Origin of the sequence: Pseudarthrobacter sp. TAF60_1, assembly GCF_052113505.1 — a bacterium.
Taxonomy (GTDB): domain Bacteria; phylum Actinomycetota; class Actinomycetes; order Actinomycetales; family Micrococcaceae; genus Arthrobacter.
This window is the reverse complement of the sequence record NZ_JBFRDI010000055.1, coordinates 1-479: the sequence shown is the minus strand read 5'-3', so window position 1 is coordinate 479 and position 479 is coordinate 1. Positions and strand designations below refer to the sequence as shown.

At 66.0% G+C, this 479-nt stretch carries 1 pseudogene; it reads right to left on the bottom strand.

From position 1 onward, the window contains the following. A pseudogene (locus AB4Y73_RS20460) lies at positions 1 to 479 on the bottom strand (phenylacetate--CoA ligase); the annotation flags it as partial.

Below are 479 nucleotides of genomic sequence, written 5' to 3'. Positions count from 1 at the left end.
GCCGTCGAACTTTGCTCGATGGTAACGGTTTCGCGGCGTTCAATCCGGACGGTCAGCCGGTCCATGCGCTGCCCCTCGGGGCGGGTGAGTTCCAGCTGGAAGTGCGGGCTGAGTTCGGGGATCCGCAGCGCGATTTCCTCGATCTGGGACGGGAAAACATTTACGCCGCGCAGGATAATCATGTCGTCGCTGCGGCCGGTGATGCGTCCCATCCGGCGGTGTGCGGGCCGGGCAGTGCCGGGCAGGAGCCGGGTGAGGTCCTTGGTGCGGTAACGGATAACCGGCAGGGCTTCCTTCGTGAGCGAGGTGAAGACGAGCTCACCGTGTTCGCCGTCGCGCAGGACGTTCTCCGTGCCCACCTCGGGTTTGAAGGGGTCGATGATTTCCGGGCGGAAGTGGTCCTCCCAGATGTGGCAGCCGTCCTGCGTCTCCACCGCCTCGCCGGCGACGCCCGGGCCCATGACCTCGGAAAGGCCGTA